This window comes from Pseudomonas sp. A6 (genome assembly GCF_052367875.1).
GTDB classification, from domain to species: Bacteria; Pseudomonadota; Gammaproteobacteria; order Pseudomonadales; family Pseudomonadaceae; genus Pseudomonas; species Pseudomonas citronellolis.
The window spans coordinates 3,614,818-3,638,519 of sequence record NZ_CP198970.1; the positions used below are offsets into that span (position 1 = coordinate 3,614,818).

Genomic DNA, 23,702 nt, shown 5'->3' on the forward strand with positions numbered 1-23,702 from the left:
GCGTGGCTGGCGCCGCAGCGACGAACGGTAGAGGGCAGGGCCCGCGGCCGGCGCCGCGGGCCCGGGGCATCAGAGGATGCTCAGCGGGTACTCGATGAAGGCGCGCACCTCGTTGAGGTCCGGGCCGACGTCGTTGTCCGCGCGGTAGATGGAGTTGCGCAGCTTGAACGACAGGTCCTTGGCCGGGCCGCTCTGGATCACGTACTTGACCTGGTTGAACAGCTCGCGCTCGGTGCCGTCGGAGTCGCCGCCGGTGTCGATGTTGTCGCCGCGCACGTAGGCGATCTTGTAGGTCAGCCCGGGCACGCCGTAGCCGCCGAAGTCCAGCTCGTAGCTGGCCTGCCAGGAGCGTTCGTCCTTGAGGTTGAAGTCGGCGTAGTAGGAGTTGGCCAGGTAGATGGTGCCGCCGCCATCGCCGTAGTCGTAGGCGTAGCCGGCATCGCCGCTGCTGCGCTGGTGGGCGAGGATGAAGGCGTGCGGGCCGACGCTGTACTTGGCCGCCAGGCTCCAGATGGTGTTGCGGTCGTTGTCGCCGTCGCCGCCGAAATCCAGCGCGGCCTGGGAGCCGTCGTCGTACTTGGTGCGGTAGATGTTGAAGTCGAAGTTCAGCGCCTGCTCGGCGGCCAGCGGCAGGGTGTAGTTGAGGTTGGCGTAGGTCTTGGCGAAGACGTCGCGCACGTCGCTGTGATAGAGCGCCACGCTGAGGTCGTCGGTGACCGCGTAGCTGCCGCCGTAGAGGTAGATCTCGTCCAGATGGTTGGGGTCGCGCGCCGGGCTGCCCATGGGGCTGTCGGCGGTGAACTTGCCGACGTTCAGCTGCAGGCCCTTGATCTCCTCGCCGCTCAGCAGCACGCCGGTGAAGGATTGCGGCAGCATGCGCGAGTCGTCGCGGGAGAGCACCGGCAGGTCGGGGAACTGGTTGCCGTACTTGATCACGGTATTGGAGAAGCGCAGCTTCACCGCGCCGCCGGCCTCGGACAGGCTGTCCACCGGCTTGCCGTCGTCGTGCTCGTTGAAGATGCCGGTGTAGTTGCGTCCGCGGCCGCTGTCGAGCTTGACGCCGAGCAGACCGTAGGCGTCGACGCCGAAGCCCACGGTGCCCTGGGTGAAGCCGGACTCGAAGGTGCCGATGAAGCCCTGGCCCCAGACCTTGGCGTCGTTGGTGTGGTCCTTGTAGTCGCGGTTCCAGTAGACGTTGCGCAGCAGCAGGTCGAGCCTGGCGTCCTCGATGAATCCCTTCGAGTCGTCCTGGGCGCTGGCCTGGGCCAGCTGGGCGCCTGCGGCCATCACGGCGAAGGCCAGCGCGTGGCGTTTCATGATCCTCATGGATATAGCTCCTTTGGTTTCCAACTTTCAGGTTTTAGCAGTTTTTCGTGCTATCACCAGTGACCGGGTTGTCATTCGTCGGAAATTTCCTACGGCTGGAGGCCGCGTGCTAGAGCCTGGCGCTGTGGATTTCGTGATGGCGATCTAGTGGCGTTTACCTGGCGGAAGGGGCGCGAGGCCCCTTCCGCGGGGCGGTTCAGTAGCTGAAGAAGCCCTGGCCGCTCTTGCGACCCAGGCGGCCGGCCGCGACCATTTCCTTGAGCAGAGGAGCGGGGCGGTACTTGGAGTCGTCGAAGCCGTCGTAGAGCACCTGCATGATCGCCAGCAGGGTGTCCAGGCCGATCAGGTCGGCCAGGGCCAGCGGGCCGATCGGGTGGTTGCAGCCCAGCTGCATGCCGGCGTCGATGTCGGCGGCGCTGGCCAGGCCTTCCTGGAGCACGAAGATGGCCTCGTTGATCATCGGCACCAGGATGCGGTTGACCGCGAAGCCCGGGGCGTTCTTCACGCTCACCGCGGTCTTGCCGACCAGGCCGGCGAAGGCCATGGCGCGGGCGTGGGTCTCGTCGGCGGTCTGCAGGCCGCGGATCACTTCCAGCAGGCCCATCACCGGCACCGGGTTGAAGAAGTGCAGGCCGATGAAGCGCTGCGGGTTGCGCACCACCACCGCCAGCTGGGTGATGGAGATGGACGAGGTGTTGCTGGCGATCACGCAGTCGGGGCCGACCAGCTCGTCGACCTGGCGCAGGATGCGCAGCTTGAGTTCGAGGTTCTCGGTGGCGGCCTCGATCACCAGGTCGGCGTCCTTCAGCGCGGCATAGTCGGTGCCGCCCTGGATGCGCGCGAGGATGCCCGGCTTGTCGGCGGCGGCCAGCTTGTCCTTCTTGATGAGGCGTTCGAGGTTGCCGTCGATGGTCTTCAGACCGCGTTCGACGGCGGCGTCGGAGACATCGACCATCGCCACCTGCAGCCCGGCGGCGGCGCACACCTGGGCGATGCCGTTGCCCATGGTGCCGGCGCCGATCACGCCGATCTTGCGGATGGGGGAGTCTTGGGTGCTCATTTCTTGTCAGTCCTCTCTGGAATCGAAGCGGGAAGCCCGCGGGCGCCGGCGGCGACGATAGCGCAGGCGCCGGCTGACGGCGAGCTTCCGGTGATGTTGGGGGCCGGCAGCTGTGACTTTGCCGAGGGCATATACGCCATTTCGTGGCCGGATAGTCTGTGTGGGTGGGGCGGAGGGGGAGTGTTTGGCGCAGTATTGTCGGGAGTTGCGGGTGGGGAGGGGAGCGGAGTACAGGGTTGGCAGAGGTGTGTGTGCGGAGTCCGTTGCCCTCACCCCAGCCCTCTCCCGGAGGGAGAGGGGGTCGTTCGGTGTGGGTGGATAACGCAGTGTCAGCTGGCAGGTTCGTAGGGCGTATAACCGTTCGCGGTTATACGCCGCTGGCCGTGCCACCGGAGCGTTCGGCGGTGCCGGTGAATCCAATCGCGGACAAAGTCCGCTCCTACGCCCGTGCTTCCAGGAAGCGTAGGAGCGGACTCCGTCCGCGATGGGTTTGGCTAGACGGGGGGTAGGGAGCTTCGTGATTGCGCTTCATGCCAGACGGTTCCCTCTCACGCTTGCGGGGAGGGTTAGGGAGGGGGAGCGGAGTCAGGGTTGGCAGAGGTGTGGGGGCGGAGTCCGCAACCCTCTCCCCAGCCCTCGGCTGCGCGCCCCGCCCTGAAGGGAGAGGGGGCTGTTTGGAGTGGGTGGGGAGTTTGGAGTCAGTCTGATACGCCTAACCTCACCCCGTCATTCCCGCGAACGCGGGAACCCAGGGTTCGCGAGCAAGCTCGCTCCTACGAAGAGCAAAAGCAGCTCTTGCTCTGGTTTTTGGTCTTCCAGAGAAACACCCGAGCGAACCGGAACGCCCCTTCAGAAGGCCGAGCGAAACCGGCGCTCAGGAGGTCATGCGACATGGATGTCGCGAGAGCCCCGTGGGCTACAGGGACGTACCCTCGGGGCGGGCCTCCGTGGCGGGGGAGTTCGTGAGGGTAGCCCGACTCCGTCGGGCCCGTATGTTGGGGCAAGCCTTTTTGGTTCCTTTTGTGGCGTTTGACAAAAGGGACTCGCCCGAGGGGGCGAAACAAAAAACCTCCGCAGACTCGGAGCGACGCAGAAACACCAAAGCTAAGGCAACTGGGTTCCCGCGTTCGCGGGAATGACGGGGGTTAAGTTGAGTGCAACGGACCAACGCCCACAAACGACCCCATACACTCCACCCCACATGACCAAAACACCAACCCAGGCAACCCCATGAAACCCGACCGCATCCCCCTGAACTACCCCTGCGGCCCCACCCCGGACCCCGGCGCCAGCCGCGAGATCGCCCCGGGCGTGCACTGGCTGCGCATGCCCCTGCCGCTGAGCCTCGACCACATCAACCTGTGGGCCGTGGAAGACGGCGACGGCTGGGCACTGTTCGACACCGGCATGCACACCCAGGCCACCCTCGACGCCTGGCGCGCGCTGCTGGCCCCCGGCGGCGCGCTGGGCGGTCGGCGGCCGACGCGGCTGTTCGTCACCCACATGCACCCGGACCACGTCGGCCTGGCCGGCTGGCTCACCCGCGAGTACGGCTGCGAACTCTGGATGACCTTCGGCGAGTACATGAACTGCCGCGTGCTGGCCGCCGACAGCGGCCGCGAGGCGCCGCCCGAGGGCGTGCGCTTCTACCGCCGCGCCGGCTGGGACGAGGCGGCCATCGCCCACTACCGGGCGCGCTTCGGCGGCTTCGGCAAGTTCATCTGGCCGTTGCCGGAAAGCTACCGGCGCCTGCGCGACGGCGAGCGCATCCGCATCGGTGCGCACGACTGGCGGGTGGTGGTGGGTTCCGGACATTCACCCGAGCACGCCAGCTTCCATTGCCCCGACCTGCGCCTGCTGGTCGCCGGCGATCAGGTGCTGCCGCGCATCTCGCCCAACGTCTCGGTGTTCCCCACGGAGCCTGCGGCCGACCCGCTGGGCCAGTGGCTGGAGTCCCTGGCCAAGGTGCGCCGCGAGGTGCCCGACGACGTGCTGGTGCTGCCTGCCCACAACGAACCCTTCCAGCCCCTGCACGCGCGCCTGGAGCACCTGGAGCGCGGCCACCAGCGGGGCCTGGAACGCCTGCAGGAACTACTGGGCGAAGGCCCGAAGCGCGCCATCGACCTGTTCGGCGCGCTCTTCGCCCGACGCATCGACCAGGACCTGCTGGCCCTGGCCACCGGCGAATGCCTGGCCAACCTCAACTACCTGGTGCAGCGCGGCCGGGTGACGGCCAGCGAGGATGGGCAGGGCGTGGCCTGGTACCGCCTGGCCTGAGGCGGGCTCAGACCCACACGTCGTTGGGCGCGGTGCGCTCGCCGCCCTGGTCGCCGGTGTTGAGCACGCCGCGCGGCTCGATCAGCAGCACCTGCACCTCCTGCGCGGCGAAGGGCTTGTGCTCCACGCCGCGGGGCACCACGTACATCTCCCCGGCGCGCAGTTGCACGGCGCCGTCGTGGAAGTCGATGCGCAGCTCGCCGTCGAGCACGATGAAGGTCTCGTCGGTGTCGGCGTGGCTGTGCCAGACGAACTCGCCTTCCAGCTTCACCAGCTTGAACTGGTAGTCGTTCATCTCGGCCACCACCCGCGGCTGCCACTGCTCGTGGATGGCCGCCAGCTTGGCGGCGAGGTTGACCGGCTGGTAGGGGCGTGGGGATGTTTGCGGCATGTTTCAGCTCCTGGATCATCGAGTGGCCAGGGTAGGGCGCCCAGGGCGCGAGCGTCTTGCATATTCCTGCGCATGGGTGCGGTGCCGGGGCGGATTTTCCGCCTAAGGAAATCCCCAATGCCTACGGGAGCCTACCCCCATGCCGAGGCCGTTTCCCCGTATGGTCCGCCCCGGGGCCCATCCCCTAAGGTGCCCCTGGCCCCGTCCCTTCGAGGGCGAGGGCGCCTTGCAGCGACACGCCTGCCCATAACGACAAGAGACCTCGCCATGAACCCTTCCTCCTCGTGCCGCGCCCCGCGCACGGCTCCAGCCGCCATCGACGCCTGCGCGGCGCGCCCGGTGCGCAAGCGCTACGCCTACGAGTGGTACGTCGTCAGCCTGTGCATGGTGGCGTACATCTTCTCCTTCGTGGACCGGCAGATCCTGGCGCTGATGATCGAGCCCATCAAGGCCGACCTGCAGCTCAGCGACACCCAGTTCAGCCTGCTGCACGGGCTGGCCTTCTCGCTGTTCTACGCGGTGATGGGCTGGCCCATCGCCTACCTGGCCGACCGTTTCTCGCGGCCGCGGATCATCGCCGTCGGCGTGGTCTTCTGGAGCCTGGCCACCGCCGCCTGCGGGCTGTCGAAGAACTTCCTGCAGATGTTCCTGGCGCGCATCGGCGTCGGCGTGGGCGAGGCGGCGCTGTCGCCGGCGGCCTACTCGATGTTCAGCGACCTGTTCCCGCGGGAGAAGCTGGGCCGCGCGGTGGGCATCTACTCCATCGGCTCCTTCCTCGGCGGCGGCCTGGCCTTCCTGGTCGGCGGCTACGTTATCGACCTGCTCAAGGACACCCAGGCGCTGGTGCTGCCGGTGCTGGGCGAGGTCAAGGCCTGGCAGCTGACCTTCTTCATCGTCGGCCTGCCCGGAGTGCTGGTGGGCCTGCTGATCTGGCTGACCGTGCGCGACCCGCAGCGCCAGGGCCTGAGCCGCGACGCCAGCGGCCAGGCCAAGGCCGTGGCGCCGGGCGACGGCGTGCGCTTCCTCGGTCGCCACCGGCTGACCTTCACCTGCCTGTACCTGGGCTTCTCCTGCTACGCCATGGCCCTGTACGCCATGCTCAGCTGGACCCCGGCGCTGTACATGCGCAAGCACGGCCTGGATCCGGTGAGCACCGGTTACACCCTGGGCGTGGTGCTGCTGCTGGCCAATACCGCCGGCGTGTACTGCGGCGGCTGGCTGACCGACCTGCTGGCCCGCCGCGGCCACGGCGACGCGGCCATGCGCACGGGCGTGATCGGCGCCATCGGCATGCTCGTGCCGGTGGCCCTGTTCGCCGTGGTCGAACCGCTGTGGCTGTCCCTGGCGCTGCTGGTGCCGGCGATGTTCTTCGCCTCCTTCCCCCTGCCGACCTCCACCACGGCCATGCAGAACCTGGCGCCGAACCAGGTGCGCGCGCAGGTCTCGGCGATCTTCCTGCTGGTCAGCAACCTGCTGGCGGTGGGCCTGGGCACCACCCTGGTGGCGCTGATCACCGACCGCGTGTTCGGCGACCCGGCGGCGGTGGGGGCGTCCATCGCCATCGTTTCCGCGGTGGCTACGTTGCTGACCATCGGGCTGTTGTGGAAGGGCTGCGGCAGTTATCGCGCGAGCCTGGTGCGGGAACAGGCGGAGCGTGCCTGAGCGGACTCCGTCCGCGCTTCGTGCCACAGGGAATGGCGTGGGTGGGGCAGCGTAGGAGCGGATCTTATCCGCGAACCGCGCCGGTGGTTCCGGCTATCGCGGACAAGGTCCGCTCCTACGGGGACATGCCGTGCCTCCCGGAAACCTGTAGGAGCGGGCCCTGCCCGCGAAATCGCGCGCAGGGCGCGCTCCTACAGGGGAATGGCGTGGGTGGATTCATCCGCGCTACGCCGGCACCACCTCGCGCCCCGGCAGGAAGCGTCCGAAGCCGCGCGCCTTGCCCAGCTCCTCGGCAAAGCCGCTTTCCCGCCGGTACGCCACGCGCCCATTGATCACCGTGGCCTCCACCGCCGCGTCGTTGCGCTTCACCAGGCGCACCAGCCCGAGGTTTTCCATGGGCGCTTCGCTCACCTCGTCCAGCTCGTCGGTCAGCCCCTCGGGGTTGACGATCACCAGGTCGGCGCGGTCGCCCACGCGCAGGTAGCCGGCGTCCAGCCCGGCGAAGTCGGCCAGTTCGCCGGTCAGGCGCTGCACCGCGCGGCCCACGTCCATGAACGGTTGGCCGGCCAGTTCGGCGTCGCGCACGTACTTGAGCAGGCGCAGCGGGAAGTTGTACTGGGCGTGGGACGCCAGGTGCGCGCCGGAGTCGGCGAAGCCCGGCTGCGTCCAGGGGCTGGCCAGCAGCCTGGCCATCACCTGCGGGCGGTGGTTGCCGTAGCAGGTGGTCCACTTCAGCGCGTTGCGGTACTGGCTGGCCAGGTCGAAGAAGGCGTCCACCGCATCCTTGCCCTGCTGCTGGCCGATGTCCTCGAAGTTGCGGCCGATCAGGCTGGCGTCCGGGCATTCGCGCACCCAGCAGTCGGACAGCCGGCGGTGCCACAGGCCCAGGCTGAGGGTGGCCTTGATGTCCTTGCGGAAGCGCTCGCGGAAGGCCGGGTCCTGGATGCGCGCGTAGAGCTCTTCCGGGTCCTGGATGTCGCGGAGGATTTCGCCGGCGCCGAACTCCTCGAAGCCGTTCATGTTCAGCCCCTCGATGCGCACGTTGAACGGCGCCGGCAGCGTCTGCCAGCGGAAGCGCCCGCGCAGCACGCGGTTGGCCAGCCAGCCGGAGGCGCGGGTGATGCGGTGCATGAAGGGCTGCGACTTGAGGTCCAGGGCGGTGAGCATGCTGCACTTGAGCGGCCGGCGGAACCAGCCGTGGGCCTGCCAGAGGAAGGCGAACACGTTGATCTTGGTCACCGCGTTGGGCGCGCCCTGCATCAGCGCGCCGCGTCGGCGCAGCACGGCGAACAGGCGGGAGAACTCCTTCCAGCTGGCGAAGGTGGAGGGCAGCGGGCTGGACCAGGCGCGCTCGCCGTCCATCTTGTCCAGCCGCGTGGTCATCACCGAAAGGCCGAAGCAGCCGGCGTCCAGCGCCTCGTTGAGCAACTGCTCCATGCGCTGCAGCTCCGCCTCGGTCGGCTTGGCGCCGCTGGTGGCGCGCTGCAGGCCCATCACCGCCACGCGCAGCTCGGAGTGGCCGAGGAAGGAGCACAGGTTCGGCCCCAGCGGCAGTTGCTCGTAGAAGGCGCGGTAGCCGGCGGCGTCGCGCCAGGTGCGTTTCTCCCGCAGGATCGGCAGCACCACCTCGCGCGGCACCGCCTCGACGCGGGTGAACAGGTCGGAGCAGTCCTCCGCCTCGCCCAGCACCATGCTGATGGAGCAGGAGCCCAGGGCCACCGTGGTCACGCCGTGGCGCACCGATTCCTTCAGCGCCGGCGCGGCTATCACCTCGGCGTCGTAGTGCGAGTGGATTTCCAGGAAGCCCGGGGTCACCCACTTGCCGGCGGCGTCGAGCACCTGCGGGCAGCCGCTTTCGTCCAGCGGCGAGGCGCTCAAGGTGTCGATGCGCCCGGCGCGGATGCCCAGGTGGCGCAGCGCGCCGGGGGCGCCGCTGCCGTCGAAGTAGAGGCCGTTCTTGACGATGATGTCGTAGCTCACAGGAGGCTCCAGGGAGACAGCAACAGGACCCCGCTGACCAGCAGCAGGAGGTGGATGGCCAGGCGGAAGTAGCGTTCCGGGCAGCGCCGGTGCAGGTGCTCGCCCAGCCACAGGCCCAGCGGCAGCAGCGGCGCGTAGGCCAGCACCTGGGGCAGCGCCGGGCGCAGCCGGCCGTCGAGCAGGAAGGCCAGGGTGAGCAGGCCGTTGAGGCTGAACCAGACGCACACCAGGGTGGCGCGCAGGCGCGACTTGTCCAGCTGCTGGCCGGCCAGGGCGTAGACCAGCAGCGGCCCGCCGGAGGCGAACAGGCCCTGGCAGACGCCGGCGGCGCCGGTGGCCAGGCGCATCGCCCAGGCCGGCACCTGGCCCCTGGGCGTGCCCTTGGCGCTGCGCTGCAGCTCGCGGACGGCGAACCACAGGATGAGCAGGCCGAGGCCGCGCTTGAGCAGTTGCGGGTCCAGCCAGGGCAGCAGCAGGTAGCCGGCCACCATGCCCAGCAGCATGCCCGGCAGCAGGGTGGCCAGCAGCAGTCGCCACTGCACCAGGCGCCGGTGACGCCAGGCCAGGTAGCTGGTCAGGCCGACGTTCAGCGGCACCAGCACCGGCAGCAGCTGTTCGATGGGCAGCAGCAGGGCGCCGAGGGACAGCGCCAGCACCACGCTGCCGAAGCCGGTGACCGCTTCCAGGGTGTAGGCCAGCAGGATGAAGCTGCCCAGGGCCGGCGCCACGTAGCTCATGGCAGCCTCGCCGCGAGCCTGGGCAGCGGCGCGCGGCGCGACCAGAACAGCGCCAGGCCCAGCCCGGTGAGCAGTTGCCAGCAGCCCCAGAAGGCGGCGATCAGCAGCATGCCGCCGGCCTCGGGGAAGAAGGTGAGGATCAGCGCCATGCCCAGCGCCGAATTGTGGATACCGCTTTCCAGCGTCACCGCGCGCACGTCGGCCTCGCCCAGCCGGCAGGCCCGCGCGCACAGGTAGCCCAGGCCCAGGGCCGCGCCGTTGAGCAGCGCCACCAGCCAGAAGAACAGGTGGAAGTAGGCGACGAACTGCGCGTAGTTCTTGATGAAGGCCATCACCACGAAGGCCGCCAGCACCAGCAGCGAGAACACCCGCATGGGCTTCTCCAGGCGCCGCGCCAGCTGCGGGCGACGCCGGCCCAGGGCCATGCCGGCGAGCATCGGCGCCACCAGCACCAGCAGCACCGTGGCCAGCAGCTCCAGCGGGTCGATGCGGATCTGCGTGAGCAGCGCGCGGGTCTCCGGCGCTAGGCTTGCGTAGAGGGCGAAGTTGAACGGCGTGAAGAACCCGGCGGACAGCCCGGACACCGCGGTGACGCTGGCCGACACCGCGACGTTGCCGCGCGCAAGCCAGGTCATGACGTTGGAGAAGCTGCCGCTGGGGCAGGTGGCCACCAGCAGCATGCCCAGGGCCAGCTGCGGGTCGATCGGCAGCAGGTTGGCCAGCAGGCAGGCGCTGGCCGGCAGCAGCAGGAACTGGATGAGCATGCCGATCAGCGGCGCCTTGGGCGCGCGGACGATGCGGGCGAAGTCCTCGCGGCGCAGTTCCAGGGAGACGCCGAACATCATCAGCGCGATGATCGCGTTCAGGGCCAGCATCGAGGCGCCGGCGAATTCCAGGTGGACGGTGGGCATCAGCGCGCCTCCCTAAGGGGCGCGGGGCACGGTTTGCAAGGCATGCGCGGCTCGTTTGTATTTCTCGTTGTAATGGGCAAGGATACCCGCCCCGTGCCGCGCTTTGATGGCTCAATCAGGACTTTTTCCGGTTATTTCGGGACCATGCCCAACAACCCCTCGATCACCGTGCATTACGCCCAGGGCATCCTCCAGGCCGCTGCGCGCCTGGGCCTGCAACTGCCCGCCGAACTGCGCGAGCTGGGCCGCGAGGCGCGCATCCCGCTGGCGCGCCAGGACGAGCTGTGGCAGGACCTGTGCGCCGCCAGCGCCGACCCGTTGCTGGGCCTGCGCCTGGGCAGCGCCCTGCAGGTCGGCCACCTGGACATGGTCGGCGCCCTGCTGATGAGCTGCGAGACCTTCGGCGAAGCCCTGGAGGCGCTGCTGGAGTACTACCCGATCATCGCCGAGGGCAGCGAGTTCGCCCTGCGCCGCGAGGCCGGCGGCGTGGCCCTGGTCTATCGCCCCAGCTACATCGTGCGCCGCGAGGCGCGGGTGGAGGCGGTGCTGGCCAGCCTGGTGCGGCTGAGCGCCTGGATCACCGGCGAGCGCGTGCGCCCGCGGGCAGTGCGAATCGGCCATCCAGCCCGTGGCGAAGCGGGCAGTTACCGCGAACTGCTGGGCCTGTTGCCTGTTTTCGATGCCGACGAGGATGGCCTGCTGTTCGCCGAAAACGACCTGCAAGTGCCGCTGATCCAGGCCAATGCGCCCATGCGCGAGCACCTGCGCCAACTCGCCGACGCCCAGTTGCAGCGCCTGGGCGCGCAGAGCCTGGCGGCGCAGGTGCAGGGCCTGCTGCGTGAACACCCGCAGTGGGGCAAGGAGCGCATCGCCGAACGCCTGGGCCTCAGCGGCCGGCACCTGAACCGGCGCCTGGCCGAGGAGGGCAGCAGCTTCAAGCTGTTGCGCGAGCGGGTGCTGCACGCCATGGCCGAGCAGTTGTTGCAGGGCCCCGCGCGGCTGGCGGAAGTGGCCGAGCGCCTGGGCTTCTCCGACGAAAGCGCCTTCGCCAAGGCCTTCCGCCGCTGGAGCGGCATGACCCCAGGGCAGTTCCGCCAGGGCGCGGACTGACTCAGGCGTGGGCCGCCATTGCGCGCAGGCGCTCGCCAGCCACCACGATCTTGCGCTGGCGATGGCGGCCCTGGCCGGGGTTGAAGGTCTGCAGTTCGATGCGCTTGCGGAAGCAGTCCACCTGGTCCTCCTGCAGGGGTTGGCCTTCGGCGGTCAGCAGGTCGCGGCGGATGCGTTCGATGAAGCTGTTCAGGCGCGCCGGGTCGCGCCATTCGCTGGCCGGAATCGCCCAGGTGGTCAGCAGGCGCCGGCTCTGGTTGTCGCGCAGCCTCAGCAGCAGGCCGCCGTCCGGGCGTTGCTGGAGGTCGACGCGGTAGTCGCTGAATTGTTCGCCGAGCAGTTGCGGGGCCTGGTTGCGATCGTTGTGCATGACGCTCTCCCTTGAATATCCGTGAAGCCGATGGGAGAGCCGTTGCAGCATGCGTTCCAGCTTCGCTTGAAAATTTTCTCTTTTTAAATCAGCTGGTTACTCGATAGCGATAGAGATGCGTCCGTGCATTTCGCACGATTGCACGAAGCCTGCACGGCAGAATGCAAGCTCAGTGCTGCTCGTCGATCACGCCTTCCTGGTGGGCGGCGGAGAGGTGCGGTTCCTGGCCGCTGTCGACCGGGTCCAGCTCCACCAGTTCTTCCAGTTCGTCGGCTTCCCTGGTCACCATCGGGTCGGGGTGCGGGGTATCCACGGGGCTTTTCATAGGGGCACTCCTGCAATGGGCATCACGGCCCTTACCTTTGCTCGGACCGCACGCAGGCGGGCGCGTGCGATCCATTTCATGCGCACAGTGTCGCGCGAAAACCCGCCCGCGCAAGGCGAGGCGAGGAACGGCAGGCAAGGCAAAAGGGGGCGGCTGCTAGAAGCCGCTGACTCGTCGGTGCCCCGGCTCGTCCAGGTGCATGCCGAAGGCCAGCTGGAAGAACTCGGCGAGCTGTTCGTCGAGCACCTCGCCGTCCAGCGAGTCCAGTTGCGCGCCCAGGCGGCGCATGCGCTGGCCATGGGTGGCGTACTGCTCGTGGACCAGGCCCTGGAGTTCGGTATCGGCGACGATGCGGTAGAAGCTCGGCTGCTGGCTGCTGCCCAGGCGGGCGAACAGGCACAGTTGCAGGTGATCGTCTTCGTCCATCAGCAACTCGACCTGGCAATCCAGGCCGCGGTCACGGGCGAAGCGGCTGGCTTCCTCGAAGGCGGGCAGGGCCTTCTGCAGGACGTGGGTCTCGAAGGTGAAGAGGAAATCTTCCTCCGCGGGCCCCGAGGCCCTGGGTGCAGAGTCGTACATGCCGGCGGCTCCTGTGCGGGGGATAAGGAAACACGCAAACGGACCACGTAATCCCGGCGCCACACCTCGACCGCGCCGGACGACAACGCCCATGACACTTGTCTGGCGCCAATCTGTCAATGAGTTCCCCGGCATATGCGCGGCGCTGCAAATAGCCACGGGTTCGAAGCAGGCCCGCTTAAGGCGCCGGCGCGCCGGCCAGGGCGGGGAAATCCTCCGGGGTCAGGGTTTCCCGCTCCAGCAGCAGTTGCGCGCCGGCCTCCAGGTCGGCGCGGCGTTGCTCCAGCAGGGCCCGGGCGCGGCGGAAGGCTTCGTCGATCAGCTCGCGCACGCACAGGTCCACCTCGCGGGCGGTCTGCTCCGAGTAGTCCTTCTCGCGCAGCCCCGCCAGGTGGCCGTTGTCGCCCGCGAGATAAGGTGCGCTCTGCCGCTCCAGCACGGCCTGGCCGAGCTGCTCGCTCATGCCGAAGCGCGTCACCAGCTGGCGGGCGATGTCGGTGGCCTTGGCCAGGTCGTCGGCGGCGCCGGTGGAAATCTCGTCGAACACCAGGGCCTCGGCGGCGCGCCCGGCCAGCAGCACCACCATGCGGTCCTTGAGTTCCTGGCGGCCGATCAGGAAGCGGTCCTCGGTGGGCCGCTGCAGGGTGAAGCCGAGGGCGCCGATGGCGTGGGGGACGATGGAGACCTTGTGCACCGGGTCCATGCGCGGCAGCGAGGCCGCGGCCAGGGCGTGGCCCATCTCGTGGTAGGCCACCACCTTGCGCTCCTGCGGCAGCAGCAGCCGGCTGCGCCGCTCGGCGCCGGCGACGATGCGCTCAACAGCGACGGTGAAGTCGGCCATGCCCACCGCCTCGGCGCCGCGTCGGGTGGCGCCGATGGCGGCCTCGTTGACCAGGTTGGCCAGGTCGGCGCCGGTGAAGCCGGTGGTGATGGCGGCGATCTGCCCGCAGTCCAGGTCGGCGGCGGCGCTGACGCGTTTCAGGTGCACCCGCAGGATGGCCTCGCGGCCCCGGCGGTCCGGGCGGTCGATGAGGATCTGGCGGTCGAAGCGGCCGGCGCGCAGCAGGGCCGGGTCGAGCACTTCCGGGCGGTTGGTGGCGGCCAGCAGCACAACGCCTTCGCGCGGGTCGAAGCCGTCCAGCTCGGCGAGCAACTGGTTGAGCGTCTGCTCCTTCTCGTCGTTGCCGCCGAAGGCGCCCAGCCCGCGCATCTTGCCCAGGGCGTCCAGCTCGTCGATGAAGATGATGCAGGGCGCGGCCTTGCGCGCCTGCTCGAAGAGGTCGCGCACCCGCGCAGCACCCACGCCAACGAACAGCTCGACGAACTCCGAGCCGGAGATGGAGAAGAACGGCACCCCGGCCTGGCCGGCCACGGCCTTGGCCACCAGCGTCTTGCCGGTGCCCGGCGGGCCCACCAGCAGGATGCCCTTGGGAATCCGCGCGCCCAGGCGGCTGTAGGTGGGGCGGTCCTTGAGGAAGGACACCACCTCCTGCAGCTCGGCCTTGGCTTCGTCGATGCCGGCCACGTCGTCGAAGGTCACCCCGGTGTCGCGCTCGACGAACACCCGCGCCTTCGACTTGCCGACGCTGACCATGCCGCCGAAGCCCTGCTTCTCGGCCAGACCGCGGAAGAAGAACACCCACAGGCCGAAGAACAGCAGCACCGGCAGCAGCCAGCCCAGCAGCTTGGCCAGGCCGCTCTGGGTGACGCCGGAGAAGTCGACCTGGGCTTTCTCCAGCTCCGCCGCCAACTGCGGCTCGACGCGGTTGGTGGTGAAGCGCGTGCGGCCCTGGATCGGCTCCTTGAGGGTGCCGCTGATGCGCTCCTGGTCGACGCGCAGGTCGCTGACCTTGCCGGCGTCCAGCAGGCGCTGGAACTCGCTGTAGGGAATCGGCGCCTCGGCCGAGTACTCGCCCAGCCAGTTCTGCACCAGCAGCATGGCCACGAAGGCCACGACGAAATAGCCGAGGTTCCATTGATGGTGCTTTTCCATGGCCATGCTCGCTCCCGTGCCGGCAGGGGGATGGATGCACGCCGGGCTCCGGCGTTGGCGCCATTGAGGCACGAACCGCGGCGCGGGAACTTGGCCGGGATCAAACAAAGGCGGAGGCGGCGCATCCGAAGGATAGCCGCCGCCGGGGTCATTGGCCGGTGAGCTCGGCGAGCAGCTCGTCGCGCAACCGGTGCAGGCGTGGCGCGTTGCGTTCGCGCGGGTGCGGCAGCTCGACGCGGACCTCATGGCGGATGCGCCCGGGGCGGGCGTCCATGACGATTACCCGGTCGCCCAGGTAGAGCGCTTCCTCGACATCGTGGGTGACCATGATCACGCTGCTGCGCTGTTGCAGCCAGATGCGTTGCAGCTCGCGCTGCAGGTTCACCCGGGTGAGGGCGTCGAGGGCGCCGAAGGGCTCGTCGAGCAACAGCAGCTTGGGCCGGGTGATCAGCGCCCGGGCGATGGCCGCGCGCTGCGCCATGCCGCCGGAGAGCTGGTGCGGGTAGGCCTGCTCGAAGCCCTGCAGGCCGACCAGGGCCAGGTGCTCGGCGACGCGCTCGGCCTTCTCGCGCTTGTCCAGGCGCTGGTTCTTCAGGGCCAGGGCGACGTTCTGCTCGACGGTCTTCCAGGGGAACAGGCGGTGGTCCTGGAACACCAGGCCGCGGTCCAGGCTGGTGCCGCGCACGGTCTCGCCGTCCAGGCGTATCAGCCCTTCGTAGTCCTGCTCCAGGCCGACGATCAGGCGCAGCAGCGAGGACTTGCCGCAGCCGCTGGCGCCGACGATGCAGACGAACTCGCCGGGCAGCACCTGCAGGTCGATGCCGCTGAGCACCTGCAACGGCTTGCCATCGATCCGGTAGTGCTTGTTCAGCCCACGGATCTCCAGGGCGCCGGGCTGGTCGAGGGCGTAGGCGGGGGAGGAATTGAGCAGTGCGGTCATGCGGTCACCTATCGACGGAGAGCGCGCCAGCGCAGCAGGTGGCGGGCGAGGCGGGAAAACAGCTGGTTCATGGCGTAGCCGAGCAGGCCGATGCAGAGCACGCCGATCACGATGATCTCCATGCGCGAGCCGGTCTCGGCGTTCATCATCAGGTTGCCCAGGCCCATGCCGGTGGAAAGGAACAGCTCGCTGCCCACCGAGCTGACCCAGGCGAAGGCCAGGGCGTGCAGCACGCCGTTGCACAGGCTGGGCAGGGCGCCGGGCAGCAGCACCTGGGTGAACTGCTGCAGGGGCGACAGCGCGTATAGCCGGCCGACTTCGCGGTAGCGCTTCTCGACGTGGCTGAAGCCTTCATGGGCATTGAGCGCCATGGGGTAGAAGGCGGCCAGGGAGACGATCAGCACCTTGGTCGCCTCGCCGCTGCCGAACCACAGCGCCAGCAGCGGGATCAGGCCGAGGATGGGCACCTGGCGCAGGCCGTGGAACAGCGGCGCGAGCAGGCGCCCAGCGCTGCGCGAAAGGGCCATGGCGGCGCCCAGGACGAAGCCCGCCGCCACTCCGAACAGTAGGCCCAGGCAGGTGCGCTGCAGGCTGGCCGCCACGCTCAGCCACAGTTCGCCGCTGGCCAGCAGTTCCGCCAGGCCTTCGCCGATGCGCCGCAGCGGCACGAAGGCGTAGGCGTGGCTGGCGTCCTGGCGCGAGGCGGCTTCCCAGGCGGCGATCAGCAGCAGCGGCAGGACCAGCCCACGGCCGCGGCGCAACAGTGAAACGAGGCTCTTCATAGCGGTTTCCAGCGCAGCACGCGCCGCTCCAGCAGGCGGAAGCCATAGTCCAGGACGAAGCCGATGACGCCAGTCACCAGCACGCCGACCATCACCACGTCGATGCGCAGCATCTGCCGGCTCATCTCGATCATCTGCCCCAGGCCGCTGTCGGCGGCCAGCAGCTCGGCCGCCACCAGCACCATCCAGGCGCGGCTCAGGCCGATGCGCAGGCCGGTGAGGATCGGCGGCGCGGCGGCCGGGAAGGCCACCTCGGCGAGCAGCGTCGGCAGCGGCAGGCGGTAGACCTGGGCGACCTCGAAGTAGCTGCGCGGGATGCCGCGCACGCCCTCGCAGGTGGCCAGGGCCACGGGGAAGAAGGTGGCCTTGGTGACGATGAGGATCTTGAAGGTCTCCTCGACGCCGAAGAACAGGATGAACATCGGGATCAGGGCGATGGAAGGCACCTGGCGCAGGGTGTGGAACAGTGGCCCGCAGTAGGCCTCGACGCTGGGCGACAGGGCCATGGCGGTGCCGAACGCCAGGCCGCCGCCGGCGCCGATCAGGAAGCCCAGGGCCAGGCGCGACAGACTGCTGTCCAGGTGCTCGCGCAGCTCGCCGCTGCTGGCCAGCTCGACGAAGGCCTGCCAGACCTCGCGCGGCGGCACCAGCAACTGGCTGGGGAAGCGCCCGCTGTCGGCCAGCAGTACCCACGCGGCCAGCAGCGCCAGGGGCGAGACCAGCACGGTCAGGTGGTGCAGGGGGATTCTATGCATCGCTTCAGCCCTCCACGGCCATGGCTGCAGCGCCGCGCCGCAGGTGGCGCAGCCAGCAGAGCAGGGCGGCCAGCAGCACCAGCGGAATCCAGGCCAGGAACAGGTTGGCCAGGCCGATCCAGTGGCTGATGGCGCCACCGAGCAAGGCGCCGGAGCAGCTACCGAGCATGCCGGCGAGATTGAACAGGCCGGAGAGCTTGCTCTTGTCCAGGGCCGACTCGCCCAGCTGCGCCATGTTCACCAGGTGCACCAGCGCCGTGGCCAGGCTCAGCAGCACGGCGCCCAGGGCCAGCCAGGCATAGCCCTGGCCGCGGCCGAGCAGCAGCAGGCCGGCCACTCCCAGGGCCAGGCCGGCGAGACGGGCCGGGCGCCGCCCGCCGCGTTCCACCAGGCGGCCCAGGCCGAACAGGCCGAGCACCGCGGCCAGGCCCTGGATCATCACCAGGCTGACCGCGCGCTCCTGGCTGAGCTGGGCCACCTCCATGGCCAGGACGATGATGAAGGTGCCGAACAGCGCCCCGGTGGCGCCGGACAGCAGCTCCACCAGGCAGCTCTCGGCGACCTCCGGGTGGCCGAGCAGGGTCCGCGCCTGGGCCAGGATGCCGCCGTCCAGTTCGGCGGCCGCCTCGGCCGGGCCTTCGCCCTCCCAGAAGCCGAGGCTGTACAGCGCCATCAGGCCGAAGCACAGGCCGATCATCACGAAGCCCAGGGTGAAGCTGCCGCCGCTGAGCCAGTTGCCCAGCAGCGGGCCGAGCAGGCCCATGCCCAGGGTCAGGGCGCCGCGGTACCAGCCGGCCTTGTCGTTGCCGATGTGCCGTAGCTGGCGGAGGAAGGCGCTGTTCATGGCGACGATGCGGAAAGGGATGCACAGGCCGATCAGCAGGCGCGCCGCGGCCAGCCACAGCCAGCTGCCGAACAGTGGGATGGCCAGGTTCAGCAGCAGTGGCCCGAGGCTGGCCAGGAAGTACACCCGGCGCGCGCCGTAGCGGGCGATGACGAAGCCCGCCGGCAGTGTCAGCAGGACCATGCCCAGCGACTCCATGGCCGAGATCACCCCCAGTTGCATGGGGCTTGCGCCTATGTGCAGGGCGTAGAGGGTGGTGACGATCTTCGCCATGCCGATGGTGGCGCCGCTGAAGGCGGCCAGCAACATGAAGCCGGCGAGGAAGGCCGGCGGCCTAGATGGCGACATTGACCTTCTCCAGCAATTGCTCCAGCGGCCCCGGCTCGATCCATTGGCGCACGTCGAAGCGGCGCGGGATGAAGTCCCAGCGCTCGAGGAAGTCGGTGAGGTCCTGCAGGGCCCCGACGGAGCGCTCGGCCAGGTTGGTCTGCAGGCGCAGGTGGGCGTCCTCGCCGTAGGCGGCGGCCACCCAGTACTCACTGGTGTTCAGCTCGCGGGCGAGGAAGCGGCGGGTCTCCTCGGGGTGGGCCCAGGCCCATTGCTCGGCGCGCAGCACGGTTTCGAGGATCAGCACGGCGGCGTCGAAGTGTTCGTCCAGCAGGTGCTGGTCGACGGTCAGGGTGCGTGGCGTGCCGATGTTGGCGCGGATCAGCGGGTCGGGGTGCGAGCCGACATCCACCACCACGCGCAGGCCGAACTCATCGGCCAGGTGCAGGCCATGGGCGCCCTTGAGGAAGATGGCGTCGATGTCGCCGCGCAGCAGGCCGATCAGCTCGTTGTTGCGCCGCCGCACGCGGTTGCCGCCGAGGCTGACCTGGGCGCCGTGCACGTGGCGCACCGGGTCGTCGCTGTAGGTGCCGCCGTAGGGGTAGTCCACCAGTTCGACGTCGGCGACCTGCAGGCCTTCCAGCCTGAGGGCGTTCTCCAGGCCGCGGATGGCCTGGGCGCGGGTGAAGTCGATCTGCACGTTGGCCCACTTGGGCACGCCGAAGCGGCGGTTGCGCAGGTCGCGGATATCGCGCACCGGGCTGTCGGCGGTGGTGACGATCAATTGCACCTCGTCGCTCCAGGACAGGCCCAGCACGCGGGTGTCGCGGCCGCTGGCGCGGGCCCAGATGGCCGGGATGTTGCCGCCATGGCGCACCGAGTTGCGCAGGTGGTGGTCGAAGTGCGCCTCGCGCACCTCGCGGTCGGAGGATTCGCGCAGGGCCTGGATGCGCGTGCCCCAGGGGCGGAAGGCCTGGGCCAGGCGGCCGGATTCGACGGCGATGCCGAGCCCCGTGGGTACCGGACTGTGGGTGTACCAGAGGGTATCGAGAGGAGTGTTCATCAGGGAGCCTTTCCTGGTGGGCGGTCGGCCCCGGCAGCGGCCGGGGCCGGGCGGCGCTCAGCCGGCGCGCTTGGCGACGGCGCTGCGCAGGGCTTCCAGCGGGCGCGGGTCGATCCAGTCGCGCACGGCGAAGCCCTGGGGGATGAAGTTCCAGCGCCGGAGGAAGTCGGTGAAGTCCTGCAGGGCGGCGATGGAGCGCTCGTCGAGGTTGGTGCGCAGGCGCTGGTGGGCATCCTCGCCGTAGGCCTGGGCTACCCAGTACTCGCTGCTGTTGGACTCGCGGGCGAGGTAGCGGCGGGTGTCCTCGGGATGGGCCTGGGCCCATTCCTCGGCGCGCAGCACCGAGCCGAGGATGCCCACGGCGGTGTCGAAGTGCGTGTCGAGCAGGTGCTGGTCCACGCTCAGGGTGCGCGGCGTGCCGTTGTTCGAGCGGATCAGCGGCTCCGGGTGGGAGCCGGTGTCGATCACCGTGTGCAGGCCGAACTGCTGGGCCAGTTGCACGGCGTGGGCGCCCTTGAGGAAGATGGCGTCCACCTCGCCGCGCAGCAGGCCGGTGAGTTCCGGGTTCTGCCCGCCGCGGCGGCGCCCGCCGAAGGCGCCGAGGCCCGCGATGCTGTGCGGCGTCTCGTCGCTGAAGGTGCCGCCCTGGCGGAAGTCCACCCGTTCCACGTCCTTCACTTCCAGGCCTTCGAGCTTGAGCGCGTTCTCCAGGCCGCGGATGGCCTGGGCGCGGGTGAAGTCGATCTGCGCGCCGGTCCAGTCGGGCAGGCCGAAGCGCCGGCCCTTGAGGTCCTTGACGTTGCGGATGCCGCTGTCGGGCAGGCTGAGGATCAGTTGCACCTCGTCGGCCCACGACAGGCCGATCACCCGCGTCTCGCGGCCGCTGGCGCGGGCCCAGATGGCCGGGATGCTGCCGCCATGGCGTACCGAGTTCTGCAGGCTGTGGTCGAAGTGCGATTCGCGCACGGCCTGGTTGTCCGACTCTCGCAGCGACTGGATGCGCGTCCCCTGGTCGCCCAGGGCCTGTTCCAGCCAGCCTTTCTGTACCGCGATGCCGAGGCCGGTGGGTACCGGGCAGCGGGTGTACCAGAGGGTGTCGAGCGGTTGACTCATGATGCGGTTCCTTGCGGGGTCAGGCGCTGGCCTTCAGCGCGGTGGGTTGGTCGGCGCGGGCGTCGTGCCGTTGGTGGACCAGCGGCAGCACTTCCTGGCCGATGCGCAGGGCCTCTTCCAGGTGCGGGTTGCCGGCCAGGATGAAGGTGGAGAAGCCGGCGTCGCGGTACTCGGCCAGGCGCTCGGCGACGTTCTGGTGGCTGCCCACCAGGCCGATGGTCGGCCCCGGCTTGGCCTTGCCGAAGCCGGCCCAGAGGTTGGGGCCGAGGATCAGGTCGTCGAAGCGCTCGACGTTCTGGTGGTAGGCGCTCTGGCGCGCCGCGCCCACCGAGTCGGAGCCGCTGGCGAAGTGCTTGATGGCGGCGCTGGTGCGGGCGTCGATGCGCTCGTATTGCTTGCGCAGCTCGCTCCAGGCGGCCTCTTCGGTCTCGCGGGCGAACAGGTCGATGCGCAGGCCGAAGCGAACCTGCCGGCCCTGCTTGTCGGCCAGCTCACGGACGCGCTCGATGTGCGGCTTGAGCTTGTCGACCGGCTCGGCCCAGTTCAGGTACACGTCGGCGTGGCGCGCGGCCACGTCCAGGGCGGCGTCGGAGAAACCGGAGAAGTAGATGCCCGGCTTGCGTTCGTGCTTCAGGCCCAGGGGCAGCGAGCCGTTCTCCAGTTGGTAGATCTCGCCCTGGTAGCTGAACTGTTCGTGGCTCCACAGGCCGTCGATGATGTCGAGGAACTCGCCGGTGCGCTGGTAGCGCTTGTCGTGTTCCAGGAAGTCGCCATTGGCGCGCTGGCTGGCCGGGTTGCCGCCGGTGATGATGTTCCACTCCAGGCGGCCGCGGCTGAGGTTCTGCAGGATGGCGGCCTGCTGCGCGGCATAGGCCGGCAGCGTCCAGGTGGCCTGGAAGGCGACCAGGAACTTGATCCGGCGGGTTTCCCGGGCCAGGGCCGCGGCGGCGATCCAGGGCTCCGGCCCGGTGGGCAGCAGCGCCCCCTCGAAGCCGGCGATCTCGGCGGCCTTGGCCACCTGGGCGATGTAGTCGATGTAGGTGAAGCCGTCCGGCTCGCCGTTGGGCAGGCGCCCGGGGGCGATGTTGCCCGGACGGTGGACGGGGGCGCCGCGGTTGTTCTTGTCGGTGGCGAGGTAGGGGCCGTCGCTCCCCAGGGGGAGGCGCCAGAAGAATTCGGTGCTCATGCTTGTGCTCCAGTGGCTGCGTGGAAGGTGGCCTCAGCGCCATGCGCTCGGGGTTGCCGGTACTGGAGCAAGGCCTGTGCCGAAAGCCTGGAGGCCCCGTGGCGCAAGGCCTTCGGCGATATCCCAGGTGTCCTGGCGGCTGCGATTGCTGATCCAGCAACACTCCGCCAGCAATCGTTGCTGAGGCCGCAGCAGGTTGCCTCGTTCCGGCCGCCTTCGTTTGGTATTTGGTGCGCAACCTATTGATTCATAGTGGGTATTCGGACTGGCACAAGTCCTGCTGGAGCGCTTGCAGCCCGACTTTCCGAGGCTCGATGCTCACCACAGAGGAATTGCACCATGACCAACCGACTCACCCCGGCGCTGCTCGCCCAGCTGGACCAGGCACGGCGTGATTTCGCCAAGGCCTTCCGGGTGCTCCGCGACACCCGCACCCTGACCGCGACCAACACCTACCAGGCCTACATCCGCGTGCCCGACAGCGACCTGGTGATCGCCCTGCACGCCCCCAGCCCCTGGGCCGACGACCAGGGCATCCGCGCCGTGGTCGCCAGCTACGCCGGCGAGGTGGTGCTGGACGAAACCGCCGAGGGCGCCTCGCCGCTGAGCGGGCGCAAGGCCGGCGGCAACGGCCAGCGCTACGCCGGCATCTTCCAGAAACGCGCGGAGGTGAACGTGGTGATCCACGTGCACACCCCCTACCTGGGTGGCTGGGCCAGTGCCCACCGGGTGCTGCCGATCCGCTACGCGGCGTCCCAGCGCGTGACCCTGGCCCGCGAGCTGCCGATCTACATCGACCGCCGCCAGCCCGAGCACGCCTTCATCGTCGAGCGCATCGAACAGAACCCGCACACCCCGGCGATCCTCGAGGCCAACGGCGGCGCGACCTTCTGGGGCGCGGACCTGCTGCAGGTGTCGAAGCTGATCCTGCTGATCGAGGAGGGCGCCTACTTCCAGGGCCTGGCCGAGCAGTTCGGCGGCTCCAAGGAGTTCGGCCCCGGGGTGCTGGAACAGCAATGGAAGATGACCGGGCTGTGGGCGGAGGGGCAGAAGTTGCTGGAAGCGGTGGCCTGAGCTTAGGCCCGTTCGGCAAGAAGCCCTCGAACGAGGGCTTTCTTGTACGCCTGGAAGCGATGCGCAGCTTGCGACCGGATCAACCGGCGCGTTTGCTCGCCGCCCGTTCGAAGACGCTCTCCGCCCATTGGTTGAGGCTCTTGCCTTCGGCCTGTGCGGCGTGAACCTCGGGGCGGATACGCAGCATGACCTTTCCCGAGGCCGGCTTCTCCGGCCTCACGCCCCGTTCGGCACAGTCGGCCAGGTAATCCTCGACGGCTGCGTGAAAGGCCGTGTGCAACTCGGCCACGCTGTCGGCATGGAAGCTGATGATGTCACGGACACCGAGCAGGCGGCCGACGAAGATGTCGTCGCGGTCGTCGAATTCGACACGTGCCGTGTAGCCTTTGTAGGTCATGCAATTCATGGCTCAACTCCGGCCCGGCGAAGAAATTCGCGGGCCTCTTCGACTGGGTACTTCTTCGCCTCCTTGCCCGGGTGGGGACGATGGCATCGCCAGATACAGCCACCCAGGGCCAGCCTCACCCTCGAACCTTCGCGCTCCTGAACTTCACCCCCGAGGTGGAGGACCAGCGCTTCGATGTCGGCGAAGGCCAGCGACGCACTCGTGGGCGTGCGAAAGAGGGCTTCCAGTGTCTTGGCGTGACGGCTCTTCATTCGGCGAATGCTATCGTCGAATGATAGCAGTTCATGCCGGAGAAGTCGTGGAGCACCATAGGAAGCGGCCGGGTGCGTGGGCGAATAAGCACTTGCGGTTTGCCCTGGTGTCGATGGTCCAGATTGGCGCGGAGGTGCTCACTGGGATGGAGGTGTGTGGGTTCGATACCGCCCCTCTCCCTAACCCTCGGCTGCGCGCCCCGCCCTGAAGGGAGAGGGGACCGTTCGGAGTGTTCTGGT

The 23,702-nt window shown here is 69.0% G+C and carries 22 protein-coding genes; 4 read left to right on the forward strand and 18 right to left on the reverse strand.

The features are described 5' to 3' along the window. Positions 1-69 precede the first annotated feature (69 nt). Both ACTWJ5_RS16200 and ACTWJ5_RS16205 read right to left on the reverse strand, forming a co-directional pair. On the reverse strand, positions 70-1,326 hold the full coding sequence (locus ACTWJ5_RS16200) for an OprD family porin (protein WP_444439505.1): 1,257 nt from the start codon (positions 1,324-1,326) through the stop codon (positions 70-72). 196 nt (positions 1,327-1,522) lie between these two features. Then, positions 1,523-2,386 carry a 3-hydroxybutyryl-CoA dehydrogenase gene (locus ACTWJ5_RS16205; protein WP_074980860.1) on the reverse strand — a complete coding sequence of 288 codons (864 nt, stop codon included), beginning with the start codon at positions 2,384-2,386 and terminating at the stop codon, positions 1,523-1,525. 1,230 nt (positions 2,387-3,616) lie between these two features. Between ACTWJ5_RS16205 and ACTWJ5_RS16210 the strand changes: the two genes are divergently transcribed. Further along, positions 3,617-4,663 carry an MBL fold metallo-hydrolase gene (locus ACTWJ5_RS16210; RefSeq protein WP_444439507.1) on the forward strand — a complete coding sequence of 349 codons (1,047 nt, stop codon included), beginning with the start codon at positions 3,617-3,619 and terminating at the stop codon, positions 4,661-4,663. A gap of 7 nt (positions 4,664-4,670) precedes the next feature. On the opposite strand, the gene ACTWJ5_RS16215 is transcribed toward ACTWJ5_RS16210, so the two are convergent. Further along, positions 4,671-5,054, reverse strand: coding sequence for a cupin domain-containing protein (locus tag ACTWJ5_RS16215; protein WP_116424475.1), 384 nt, complete (start codon positions 5,052-5,054; stop codon positions 4,671-4,673). 267 nt (positions 5,055-5,321) lie between these two features. On the opposite strand from ACTWJ5_RS16215, the gene ACTWJ5_RS16220 reads away from it, so the two are divergent. Then, positions 5,322-6,716 carry a spinster family MFS transporter gene (locus ACTWJ5_RS16220; protein ID WP_444439509.1) on the forward strand — a complete coding sequence of 465 codons (1,395 nt, stop codon included), beginning with the start codon at positions 5,322-5,324 and terminating at the stop codon, positions 6,714-6,716. A 225-nt stretch (positions 6,717-6,941) separates the two neighbouring features. Here ACTWJ5_RS16220 and ACTWJ5_RS16225 read toward each other — a convergent pair whose 3' ends face one another. The 3 genes from ACTWJ5_RS16225 to ACTWJ5_RS16235 are packed head-to-tail and all read right to left on the reverse strand — an operon-like array spanning position 6,942 to position 10,344. Beyond that, on the reverse strand, positions 6,942-8,696 hold the full coding sequence (locus ACTWJ5_RS16225; protein ID WP_444439511.1) for an N-acyl-D-amino-acid deacylase family protein: 1,755 nt from the start codon (positions 8,694-8,696) through the stop codon (positions 6,942-6,944). After that, complete coding sequence (locus ACTWJ5_RS16230) at positions 8,693-9,433, reverse strand: sulfite exporter TauE/SafE family protein (protein ID WP_253391286.1); 741 nt, start codon at positions 9,431-9,433, stop codon at positions 8,693-8,695. The genes ACTWJ5_RS16225 and ACTWJ5_RS16230 overlap by 4 nt, the downstream gene beginning before the upstream one ends. Then, the gene (locus ACTWJ5_RS16235; protein ID WP_253412546.1) at positions 9,430-10,344 is read right to left on the reverse strand and encodes a bile acid:sodium symporter family protein; all 915 of its coding nucleotides are present in this window, start codon (positions 10,342-10,344) and stop codon (positions 9,430-9,432) included. Before ACTWJ5_RS16235 ends, ACTWJ5_RS16230 begins: the two co-directional genes overlap by 4 nt. Before the next feature lie 144 nt (positions 10,345-10,488). On the opposite strand from ACTWJ5_RS16235, the gene ACTWJ5_RS16240 reads away from it, so the two are divergent. Beyond that, positions 10,489-11,454, forward strand: a complete 966-nt coding sequence (locus ACTWJ5_RS16240) for an AraC family transcriptional regulator (protein ID WP_116424479.1) — start codon at positions 10,489-10,491, stop codon at positions 11,452-11,454. A 1-nt stretch (position 11,455) separates the two neighbouring features. On the opposite strand, the gene ACTWJ5_RS16245 is transcribed toward ACTWJ5_RS16240, so the two are convergent. The 11 genes from ACTWJ5_RS16245 to ACTWJ5_RS16295 form a co-directional block, all read right to left on the reverse strand. Next, positions 11,456-11,824 (reverse strand): DUF3509 domain-containing protein, encoded by a 369-nt coding sequence (locus tag ACTWJ5_RS16245; protein WP_249920061.1) that lies wholly within the window; start codon positions 11,822-11,824, stop codon positions 11,456-11,458. A gap of 169 nt (positions 11,825-11,993) precedes the next feature. After that, entirely contained in the window at positions 11,994-12,149 is a 156-nt protein-coding gene (locus ACTWJ5_RS16250) for a hypothetical protein (RefSeq protein ID WP_444439514.1), read from the reverse strand. A 156-nt stretch (positions 12,150-12,305) separates the two neighbouring features. Next, positions 12,306-12,728: a hypothetical protein gene (locus ACTWJ5_RS16255; RefSeq protein ID WP_074980852.1), complete on the reverse strand. Its 423-nt coding sequence runs from the start codon at positions 12,726-12,728 to the stop codon at positions 12,306-12,308. Positions 12,729-12,906: 178 nt separating this feature from the next. Further along, positions 12,907-14,721, reverse strand: coding sequence for an ATP-dependent zinc metalloprotease FtsH (ftsH, locus tag ACTWJ5_RS16260; RefSeq protein WP_253391290.1), 1,815 nt, complete (start codon positions 14,719-14,721; stop codon positions 12,907-12,909). Between the two features lie 148 nt (positions 14,722-14,869). After that, positions 14,870-15,661 carry an ABC transporter ATP-binding protein gene (locus ACTWJ5_RS16265; protein WP_444436069.1) on the reverse strand — a complete coding sequence of 264 codons (792 nt, stop codon included), beginning with the start codon at positions 15,659-15,661 and terminating at the stop codon, positions 14,870-14,872. A gap of 8 nt (positions 15,662-15,669) precedes the next feature. Next, positions 15,670-16,443 carry an ABC transporter permease gene (locus tag ACTWJ5_RS16270; RefSeq protein ID WP_116424482.1) on the reverse strand — a complete coding sequence of 258 codons (774 nt, stop codon included), beginning with the start codon at positions 16,441-16,443 and terminating at the stop codon, positions 15,670-15,672. After that, positions 16,440-17,198 carry an ABC transporter permease gene (locus tag ACTWJ5_RS16275; protein WP_253391293.1) on the reverse strand — a complete coding sequence of 253 codons (759 nt, stop codon included), beginning with the start codon at positions 17,196-17,198 and terminating at the stop codon, positions 16,440-16,442. Before ACTWJ5_RS16275 ends, ACTWJ5_RS16270 begins: the two co-directional genes overlap by 4 nt. A 4-nt stretch (positions 17,199-17,202) precedes the next feature. Beyond that, the gene (locus ACTWJ5_RS16280; protein WP_116424484.1) at positions 17,203-18,390 is read right to left on the reverse strand and encodes an MFS transporter; all 1,188 of its coding nucleotides are present in this window, start codon (positions 18,388-18,390) and stop codon (positions 17,203-17,205) included. Next, on the reverse strand, positions 18,377-19,432 hold the full coding sequence (locus ACTWJ5_RS16285) for an ABC transporter substrate-binding protein (RefSeq protein ID WP_116424485.1): 1,056 nt from the start codon (positions 19,430-19,432) through the stop codon (positions 18,377-18,379). Before ACTWJ5_RS16285 ends, ACTWJ5_RS16280 begins: the two co-directional genes overlap by 14 nt. 57 nt (positions 19,433-19,489) lie before the next feature. Next, a complete protein-coding gene (locus ACTWJ5_RS16290; protein WP_444436070.1) occupies positions 19,490-20,545 on the reverse strand; it encodes an ABC transporter substrate-binding protein in 1,056 nt (351 codons plus the stop codon). Between the two features lie 19 nt (positions 20,546-20,564). Further along, entirely contained in the window at positions 20,565-21,731 is a 1,167-nt protein-coding gene (locus ACTWJ5_RS16295) for an LLM class flavin-dependent oxidoreductase (protein WP_116424487.1), read from the reverse strand. A 339-nt stretch (positions 21,732-22,070) separates the two neighbouring features. Here ACTWJ5_RS16295 and ACTWJ5_RS16300 point away from each other — a divergent pair, with 339 nt between their 5' ends. Then, entirely contained in the window at positions 22,071-22,805 is a 735-nt protein-coding gene (locus ACTWJ5_RS16300; protein ID WP_256515267.1) for a class II aldolase/adducin family protein, read from the forward strand. A 79-nt stretch (positions 22,806-22,884) separates the two neighbouring features. Here the strand turns inward: ACTWJ5_RS16300 and ACTWJ5_RS16305 are convergent, their stop codons facing one another. Continuing rightward, positions 22,885-23,211 (reverse strand): type II toxin-antitoxin system HicB family antitoxin, encoded by a 327-nt coding sequence (locus ACTWJ5_RS16305; protein ID WP_444436071.1) that lies wholly within the window; start codon positions 23,209-23,211, stop codon positions 22,885-22,887. Positions 23,212-23,702: the final 491 nt, after the last annotated feature.

What these genes read in the sequence shown, in the direction of transcription:
- ACTWJ5_RS16200 (WP_444439505.1), bottom strand. Translation starts at nt 1,326, where the DNA reads ATGAGGATCATGAAACGCCACGCGCTGGCCTTCGCCGTGATGGCCGCA.
- ACTWJ5_RS16205 (WP_074980860.1), bottom strand. Translation starts at nt 2,386, where the DNA reads ATGAGCACCCAAGACTCCCCCATCCGCAAGATCGGCGTGATCGGCGCC.
- ACTWJ5_RS16210 (WP_444439507.1), top strand. Translation starts at nt 3,617, where the DNA reads ATGAAACCCGACCGCATCCCCCTGAACTACCCCTGCGGCCCCACCCCG.
- ACTWJ5_RS16215 (WP_116424475.1), bottom strand. Translation starts at nt 5,054, where the DNA reads ATGCCGCAAACATCCCCACGCCCCTACCAGCCGGTCAACCTCGCCGCC.
- ACTWJ5_RS16220 (WP_444439509.1), top strand. Translation starts at nt 5,322, where the DNA reads ATGAACCCTTCCTCCTCGTGCCGCGCCCCGCGCACGGCTCCAGCCGCC.
- ACTWJ5_RS16230 (WP_253391286.1), bottom strand. Translation starts at nt 9,433, where the DNA reads ATGAGCTACGTGGCGCCGGCCCTGGGCAGCTTCATCCTGCTGGCCTAC.
- ACTWJ5_RS16235 (WP_253412546.1), bottom strand. Translation starts at nt 10,344, where the DNA reads ATGCCCACCGTCCACCTGGAATTCGCCGGCGCCTCGATGCTGGCCCTG.
- ACTWJ5_RS16240 (WP_116424479.1), top strand. Translation starts at nt 10,489, where the DNA reads ATGCCCAACAACCCCTCGATCACCGTGCATTACGCCCAGGGCATCCTC.
- ACTWJ5_RS16245 (WP_249920061.1), bottom strand. Translation starts at nt 11,824, where the DNA reads ATGCACAACGATCGCAACCAGGCCCCGCAACTGCTCGGCGAACAATTC.
- ACTWJ5_RS16250 (WP_444439514.1), bottom strand. Translation starts at nt 12,149, where the DNA reads ATGAAAAGCCCCGTGGATACCCCGCACCCCGACCCGATGGTGACCAGG.
- ACTWJ5_RS16255 (WP_074980852.1), bottom strand. Translation starts at nt 12,728, where the DNA reads ATGTACGACTCTGCACCCAGGGCCTCGGGGCCCGCGGAGGAAGATTTC.
- ftsH (WP_253391290.1), bottom strand. Translation starts at nt 14,721, where the DNA reads ATGGAAAAGCACCATCAATGGAACCTCGGCTATTTCGTCGTGGCCTTC.
- ACTWJ5_RS16265 (WP_444436069.1), bottom strand. Translation starts at nt 15,661, where the DNA reads ATGACCGCACTGCTCAATTCCTCCCCCGCCTACGCCCTCGACCAGCCC.
- ACTWJ5_RS16270 (WP_116424482.1), bottom strand. Translation starts at nt 16,443, where the DNA reads ATGAAGAGCCTCGTTTCACTGTTGCGCCGCGGCCGTGGGCTGGTCCTG.
- ACTWJ5_RS16275 (WP_253391293.1), bottom strand. Translation starts at nt 17,198, where the DNA reads ATGCATAGAATCCCCCTGCACCACCTGACCGTGCTGGTCTCGCCCCTG.
- ACTWJ5_RS16280 (WP_116424484.1), bottom strand. Translation starts at nt 18,390, where the DNA reads ATGTCGCCATCTAGGCCGCCGGCCTTCCTCGCCGGCTTCATGTTGCTG.
- ACTWJ5_RS16285 (WP_116424485.1), bottom strand. Translation starts at nt 19,432, where the DNA reads ATGAACACTCCTCTCGATACCCTCTGGTACACCCACAGTCCGGTACCC.
- ACTWJ5_RS16290 (WP_444436070.1), bottom strand. Translation starts at nt 20,545, where the DNA reads ATGAGTCAACCGCTCGACACCCTCTGGTACACCCGCTGCCCGGTACCC.
- ACTWJ5_RS16295 (WP_116424487.1), bottom strand. Translation starts at nt 21,731, where the DNA reads ATGAGCACCGAATTCTTCTGGCGCCTCCCCCTGGGGAGCGACGGCCCC.
- ACTWJ5_RS16300 (WP_256515267.1), top strand. Translation starts at nt 22,071, where the DNA reads ATGACCAACCGACTCACCCCGGCGCTGCTCGCCCAGCTGGACCAGGCA.
- ACTWJ5_RS16305 (WP_444436071.1), bottom strand. Translation starts at nt 23,211, where the DNA reads ATGAATTGCATGACCTACAAAGGCTACACGGCACGTGTCGAATTCGAC.